The organism is Amycolatopsis sp. NPDC004625 (assembly GCF_040609695.1).
Taxonomy (GTDB): domain Bacteria; phylum Actinomycetota; class Actinomycetes; order Mycobacteriales; family Pseudonocardiaceae; genus Amycolatopsis.
This window is the reverse complement of the sequence record NZ_JBEXKX010000080.1, coordinates 21,928-28,825: the sequence shown is the minus strand read 5'-3', so window position 1 is coordinate 28,825 and position 6,898 is coordinate 21,928. Positions and strand designations below refer to the sequence as shown.

The following is a 6,898-nucleotide window of genomic DNA, read 5'->3' as shown; positions in this document are numbered from 1 at the left end:
GGGGCCTCGGCGGCCCCCCGCGGGCCGCGGGGGGCACGGCCGCCGGCGTCCCGGGGGTCACCGGGTTTCGCTTTCCCGGGTGCGCATCAGCACGGTGAGGGCGCGGCCGGCGACCACGACCGTGCCGTGGCCCGGCACCGTGCGCGGGGTGGCCGGCTGGTCGCCCGCCACGCCGCCGACCAGGACACCGCCGATGGACCGGTGGAACACCTCGCCGGTCGCCGAGTCGAGGACGATCGCCCACTCCGCGCCGTACTCGCCGTCGGGGACGGTCATCGTGATGTCGTCGTCGTGGGCGTTGAAGCAGAGCAGGAACGAGTCGTCGAGGACGCGCTCGCCGCGGGCGTCGAGGTCGGGGATCGCCGTGCCGTTGAGGAAGACCATGATGCTGCGGCCGAAGCCGGCCTCCCAGTCGTGGTCCGTCATCTCCTCGCCGGCCGGGGTGAACCAGGCGATGTCGCGCAGTTCGTCGCCGCGGCGGATCGGGCGGCCGGCGAAGAAGCGGCGGCGCCGGAACACCGGGTGCCGGCGGCGGAGGCCGACGACGCCCGAGGTGAATTCGAACAGCTCGCGGTGCTGCTCCAGCTGTGACCAGTCCACCCACGACAGCTCGTTGTCCTGGCAGTAGGCGTTGTTGTTGCCCTGCTGGGTGCGGCCGAACTCGTCGCCGTGCAGCAGCATCGGCACGCCCTGGGACAGCAGCAGCGTGGCGAGCAGGTTGCGGCGCTGGCGGGCCCGCAGGTCCAGGACCTTCTCGTCCTCGGTCGGGCCCTCCGCGCCGCAGTTCCACGACCGGTTGTCGTCGGCGCCGTCACGGCCGTCCTCGCCGTTGGCCTCGTTGTGCTTTTCGTTGTACGACACCAGGTCGTGCAGCGTGAAGCCGTCGTGCGCGGTGACGAAGTTGATCGACGCGAACGGGCGCCGCCCGTCGTTCTGGTAGAGGTCCGACGAGCCGGTGATCCGCGACGCGAACTCGCCCAGCGTCGCCGGTTCGCCGCGCCAGAAGTCGCGGACGGTGTCGCGGTAACGGCCGTTCCACTCCGTCCACAGCGGCGGGAAGTTGCCGACCTGGTACCCGCCGGGGCCGACGTCCCACGGCTCGGCGATCAGCTTCACCTGGCTCACCACCGGGTCCTGCTGCACCAGGTCGAAGAAGGTGGCCAGCCGGTCGACGTCGTAGAACTCGCGGGCGAGGGTGGCCGCGAGGTCGAAGCGGAAGCCGTCGACGTGCATTTCGGTGACCCAGTACCGCAGCGAGTCCATGATGAGCTGCAGGGTGTGCGGCTGCCGCACGTTGAGCGAGTTGCCGGTGCCCGTGTAGTCCATGTAGTACTGCGGGTCGTCCTCGACCAGCCGGTAGTACGCCTGGTTGTCGATGCCGCGCATGGACAGCGTCGGCCCGAGGTGGTTGCCCTCGGCCGTGTGGTTGTAGACGACGTCGAGGATGACCTCGATCCCGGCCTCGTGCAGGGTCCGCACCATCGCCTTGAACTCGTGCACCTCGCTGCCCGGCGTGGTGGGCAGGATCGAGGCGGCGTATTCGTTGTGGGGCGCGAAGTAGGCGATGGTGTTGTAGCCCCAGTAGTTGGCCAGGCCGCGCTCGGTGAGGGCGTGGTCGTGCAGGAACTGGTGGACCGGCATCAGTTCGACGGCGGTGACGCCGAGGGACCTGAGGTAGTCGATCATCACCGGGTGTGCCAGCCCGGAGTAGGTGCCCCGCAGCTCCTCCGGGATGTCCGGGTGCAGCTTCGTCAGCCCGCGGACGTGGGCCTCGTAGACGACGGTCTCGTTGTACGGCACGCCCGGCGGCCGGTCGTTGGCCCAGTCGAAGTACGGGTTGACGACGACCGCGCGGACCGTGTGCGCCGCCGAGTCGTCGTCGTTGCGCTCCTCGGGCCGGCCGAAGCGGTAGCCGAACACCGACTCGTCCCAGTCCACCCGGCCGGTGACGGCCTTGGCGTACGGGTCGAGCAGCAGCTTGGCGGGGTTGCACCGCACCCCGCGGGCGGGGTCGTGCGGTCCGTGGACCCGGAAGCCGTACTCCTGACCGGGACCGACGCCGGTCAGGTAGCCGTGGTGGGCGAAGCCGTCGACCTCCGGCAGCCGGATCCGGGTCTCGGTTCCGTCCGGGGCGAACAGGCAGAGGTCGACGCGTTCGGCGACCTCGGAGAAGAGCGCGAAGTTGGTGCCGACGCCGTCGTAGTCGGCGCCGAGCGGGTAGGGGGAACCGGGCCAAGGCTGCACAGGGCCTCCAGAGTGCGAGCGAACTCCGCCCGGATACCCGGCCACGGGGGCCCCGAACCCGTGACGCACGCCTCCTCACCCGGACGCACCCGGCCCGGGACCGCCGTCGTGGCGGCCCCGGGCCGATGGCCGGTGGGGGTCAGGTCAGCTTGTTCTTGATCTTCTTGGCCTTGCCCTTGGCAGTGCCCTTCGCGTCCTGCAGCGGGGCGTAGGTGCCGTACAGGGCGGGGTCGGGGGCGGGTGCGGTGCCGGGTCCGCCGAGGGGTTCGGGGTCCATCAGGTACTCGATGCCGGCGTCGGTGGTCCAGCTGGACCCCTTGGCGCCGTCGGGGCCGTCGGACAGGTGCCAGATGGTGTGGTTGTGGGTCTGGTCTTCTTCGTCGAGGAGGGCGTCGGGGACGATGTCGCCTTCGAGGCCGTCGGCCTTCAGTTCTTCGATCGCGGCGAGCCACTGCTTCTGGTGGACGGTGTCGCGGGCGAGGTTGAACTTGAGCATGGCTTTGACGCCGGGGTCGTCGGTCATGTTGTAGAGGCGGGCGGTCTGGAGCCGGCCTTGGGCTTCGGCGGCGGCGTTGGCCCGGAAGTCGGCGAGCAGGTTGCCGGAGGCGATGACGTACCTGCCGTTCCAGGGGTAGCCGTTGCTGTCGGCGGGCAGGGCGCCGCCACCGGCGACGATGGCCTGCTGGACGTCCATGCCGCCGATGGTGGCGGCCATGACGGGGTCTTCGACGGCTTCGGCGGTGGCGGTGGCGGGTGCGCCTTCCAGCAGGCGGGCGACCATGGTGGCGAGCATTTCGACGTGGCCGATTTCTTCGGTCGCGGTGTCCATGATCAGGTCCTTGTACTTGCCTTCGACGCGGCAGTTCCAGCCCTGGAAGAGATACTGCATGGTGACGGTCATTTCGCCGTAGGCGCCGCCGATGAGTTCCTGGAGTTTGCGGGCGTAGACGGGGTCGGGCTTTTCGGGTTTGGCTTCGAACTGCAGCAGTTTCGTGTGACGGAACACGACGTTCCTCCGTCCTCGGGGGTGGCGGTCGGAGGGGGCTTTCCCGGTTAGCGGAGGGTTAACCGCGGCGATCCGGACTCCGCCCGCGCGCCGCGTCTCCCGGCCGGGGGAGGATCGACAACCCACCGTCGCTGTGGTAGTTGAACGCGGAACGTTCGAAGCGAGTGGAGTGATACGTGAGCGATCACCAGGAGCGGGTGCCGACCTGCCGGCGGTACCAGTGCGACGAGCCGGCCCTCTGGCGGAGGATGTGCCGGGCGCACTGGGCTCGCTGGCAGAACGGGGCCGACCCGCTCGACCAGCCCGGTGACGACGGCCAGGCCCCCGAAGCCCGGGTGTGGCAGCCGCCGTTGCGGGAGACCAGCGTTTCACGGCGGAAGCCGCCCGGCGGACCGCTCTGACGGCAACCGGGCGGCTCGGCGGCGGGATCAGCGCGTACCGGCGACTTCGGCCACGGTCACGCCGACCGGGGTGCTCGGCCGGCCGATGAGGGCGCGCAGGTCGCCCGTGGTTTCGGCGAGCAGGCCGTCCTTCGTGTTGGCGTCCAGGGTGACGAGCAGGCCGACGACCGGCTCGGGCAGGCCCGCCTGGGTGAGCACCTTGGCGTGCTCGTCGGCCGGCAGGTCGACGTAGCCGATCTCGCGGCCGGTGGCCTTGCCGATCTCGGCGGCGAGGTCCGCGTACGAGTAGGGGGCGTCCCCGGCGAGCTCGTAGACCTTGCCTTCGTGACCTTCGCCGGTCAGCACCGCGACCGCGGCCGCCGCGTAGTCCGCGCGGGCGGCGCCGGCGACCCGGCCGTCGCCGGCGCTGCCGGCGAAGCTGCCGGTCGCGACGGCCTGCTTGATCGTGTCGGCGTAGTTCTCGTGGTACCAGTTGTTGCGCAGGATCGTGGCGGGCAGGCCGGAAGCTTCGATCAGCTCTTCGGTCGCCTTGTGCTCCGGGGCCAGCACCAGCGCCGACGTCGTCGCCCGCGGGGCGCTGGTGTAGACGAGGTGGCCGGCTCCGGCCTGCTTGGCCGCTTCGATGACCGCCTGGTGCTGCGCCACCCGCTGACCGACCTCGCTGCTCGAGACCAGCAGCACCTTGTCGGCGCCCTTGAACGCGGTGACCAGGCTTTCCGGGTCGGTGTAGTCCGCGCGGCGCACCTCGACGCCGCGTTCGGCCAGGTCCGCGGCCTTCTCCGGGGTGCGGACCGCGGCGACGACCTGGTCGGCGGGCAGCTTCTCGAGCAGGCCTTCGACGACGAGCTTGCCGAGGTGGCCGGTGGCGCCGGTGACGACGATCATGAGAACTCCTTGAAGGTTCAAGTACCTTGTCCTTGGAGCATGTACTAACTTTTAGAAAGTACCAACTCATTGTTAGTGCCGTCACATCCATCGTGCAAACTCTTGGGTAGTATCGAAGGGGTGGATGGACAACAGGGCGACGCCGAGCACGAGGCCTTGGTCGCCGACGTGTTCAGTGCCGCGTGCGCGTCGCGGGCGGTGCTGGACCACGTCACCGGCCGATGGGGCGTGCTCGCGCTCGCCGCGTTGAACGACGGCGTCTTCCGGTTCAACGCCCTGCGCCGCCGGGTGCAGGGGGTCAGCGAGAAGATGCTCGCCCAGACGCTGCAGGCGCTCGAGCGCGACGGCTTCGTGCACCGGGACGCGCGGCCGACGATCCCGCCGCACGTCGAGTACAGCCTCACCCCTGCCGGGCGGGAGGTCGCCCGCCGGCTGCTGGCGCTGATCGAGGTCCTCGAAGCCGGCGTGCCCGAGGTGATGGCGGCCCAGGCCCGGTACGACGAGGCGAAAGGCGCCTGACGCGGGGCCGGATCCTCTTGCGGGACAAGGGGTCCGGCGGGGATCTCGAAAGCGTCGAAAGGTTTGCGGTGCGGAAACCGCCCATTGCACTGTGTCGGCGCGGGAGTTATGTTAGCGCTCACAATCGCTCCGCCTGTGCCGTTCCAGCGTGTCGGTGATCGAGGAGGAGGTTGGCACCGTCGCCGGCCCGCGCACCTGTCGATTCGACGATTTCCGTACCGCACCAGGAGATCACCCATGGCACGACAGCCGAGAATTCCCCGCGTCATCGCCTCCGCCGTCCTCGCGGCCGGCACGCTCGTCACCGGCCTGGTCGCCGGTGGCGGCACGTCCCAGGCGGCCACGCAGGGTCCGTGCGACATCTACGCGGCCGGCGGCACGCCGTGCGTGGCCGCCCATTCGACGACCCGCGCGTTGTACGGCGCCTACAACGGCCCGCTGTACCAGGTCCGGCGCGCGTCGGACAGCGCCACGCGCGACATCGCGCCGTTGAGCGCCGGCGGCGTCGCCAACGCCGCCACCCAGGATTCCTTCTGCGCCGGGACCACCTGCCTGATCACGGTCATCTACGACCAGTCCGGCCGGAACAACCGCCTCACGCAGGCGCCGCCCGGCGGGTTCCAGGGCCCGGCCGCCGGCGGCTACGACAACCTCGCCAACGCCACCGCGGCGCCGATCACCGTGGGCGGCCACAAGGCTTACGGCGTCTACGTGGCTCCCGGTACCGGCTACCGCAACAACAACACCAACGGCATCGCGACCGGTGACCAGCCGGAAGGCATGTACGCGATCTTCGACGGCACGCACTACAACGGTGGCTGCTGCTTCGACTACGGCAACGCCGAACGCAACAGCCGCGACAACGGCAACGGCACGATGGAGGCCATCTACTTCGGCAACATCAAGGTCTGGGGCTACGGCGCCGGGAACGGCCCGTGGATCATGGCGGACCTGGAGAACGGCCTGTTCTCCGGGGTCAACCAGCACTACAACGCCAACGACCCCAGTATCAGCCACCGCTTCCTGACGGCGATCGTCAAGGGCGGCGCGAACCGGTGGGCCATCCGGGGCGGCAACGCGCAGTCCGGTGGCGTGTCGACGTTCTACGACGGCGTGCGGCCCAACGTGTCGGGCTACAACCCGATGAAGAAGGAAGGCGCGATCATCCTCGGCATCGGGGGCGACAACAGCGTCGGCGCCCGCGGCACCTTCTACGAAGGCGTGATGACCTCCGGTTATCCCTCGGACGCCACGGAAAGCGCGGTGCAGGCGAACATCACCGCGGCCGGCTACGCCACCGGTTCGGCCGGTACCGGCCTGACGCCGGGCGCGTCCGTCTCGCTGCGCGCCACCACCGCCTGCTGCACCGACCGGTACGTCCACCACACCGGGTCCACAGTGGACACCGCGGTGATCGGCAGCGGCAGCTCCGCCACCGAAAAGGGCAACGCGTCCTGGACCGTCCGAACCGGACTCGGCAGTTCGTCGTGCGTTTCGTTCGAGTCGAAGAACGTGCCCGGGCAGTACCTGCGCCACCAGAACTACCAGCTGTACCTGCAGGCGAACGACGGGAGTTCGCTGTTCGCCCAGGACGCGACCTTCTGCCCGGAGGCCGGCCGCAACGGGCAGGGCGCCTCGCTGCGGTCGCTCAACTACTCCGACCGGTACGTGCGGCACTACGCCAACATCGTCTACATCGCCGCCAACGGCGGGTCGAACACCTTCGACAACGCCACCTCCTACAACGACGACGTGAGCTGGCTCGTCAGCTCTCCGTGGTCCTGACCCCCCGAGCGGTGATCATGCGCCACCCCGCGGTGGCGCATGATCACCCGCCCGGCCC

Annotated in this window: 6 protein-coding genes; 3 read left to right on the top strand and 3 right to left on the bottom strand. The window is 69.9% G+C overall.

Annotated features, from left to right (window positions below):
• Positions 1–57 precede the first annotated feature (57 nt).
• Both glgX and ABZW17_RS44085 read right to left on the bottom strand, forming a co-directional pair.
• Positions 58–2,244 carry a glycogen debranching protein GlgX gene (gene glgX / locus ABZW17_RS44090; RefSeq protein WP_354828144.1) on the bottom strand — a complete coding sequence of 729 codons (2,187 nt, stop codon included), beginning with the start codon at positions 2,242–2,244 and terminating at the stop codon, positions 58–60.
• 139 nt (positions 2,245–2,383) lie between these two features.
• Positions 2,384–3,250, bottom strand: coding sequence for a manganese catalase family protein (locus ABZW17_RS44085; RefSeq protein ID WP_354828141.1), 867 nt, complete (start codon positions 3,248–3,250; stop codon positions 2,384–2,386).
• 176 nt (positions 3,251–3,426) lie between these two features.
• On the opposite strand from ABZW17_RS44085, the gene ABZW17_RS44080 reads away from it, so the two are divergent.
• Positions 3,427–3,651: a hypothetical protein gene (locus tag ABZW17_RS44080; RefSeq protein WP_354828138.1), complete on the top strand. Its 225-nt coding sequence runs from the start codon at positions 3,427–3,429 to the stop codon at positions 3,649–3,651.
• Between the two features lie 27 nt (positions 3,652–3,678).
• Here ABZW17_RS44080 and ABZW17_RS44075 read toward each other — a convergent pair whose 3' ends face one another.
• On the bottom strand, positions 3,679–4,536 hold the full coding sequence (locus ABZW17_RS44075) for an SDR family oxidoreductase (protein ID WP_354828135.1): 858 nt from the start codon (positions 4,534–4,536) through the stop codon (positions 3,679–3,681).
• A 120-nt stretch (positions 4,537–4,656) separates the two neighbouring features.
• On the opposite strand from ABZW17_RS44075, the gene ABZW17_RS44070 reads away from it, so the two are divergent.
• Both ABZW17_RS44070 and ABZW17_RS44065 read left to right on the top strand, forming a co-directional pair.
• Positions 4,657–5,055 (top strand): helix-turn-helix domain-containing protein, encoded by a 399-nt coding sequence (locus ABZW17_RS44070; RefSeq protein ID WP_354828133.1) that lies wholly within the window; start codon positions 4,657–4,659, stop codon positions 5,053–5,055.
• Between the two features lie 237 nt (positions 5,056–5,292).
• Positions 5,293–6,840 carry an alpha-L-arabinofuranosidase B gene (locus ABZW17_RS44065; protein WP_354828130.1) on the top strand — a complete coding sequence of 516 codons (1,548 nt, stop codon included), beginning with the start codon at positions 5,293–5,295 and terminating at the stop codon, positions 6,838–6,840.
• Positions 6,841–6,898 lie beyond the last annotated feature (58 nt).

Excerpts from the sequence above, each read along its gene's own strand:
- ABZW17_RS44075 (WP_354828135.1), bottom strand. The coding sequence starts at position 4,536 with ATGATCGTCGTCACCGGCGCCACCGGCCACCTCGGCAAGCTCGTCGTC.
- ABZW17_RS44065 (WP_354828130.1), top strand. The coding sequence starts at position 5,293 with ATGGCACGACAGCCGAGAATTCCCCGCGTCATCGCCTCCGCCGTCCTC.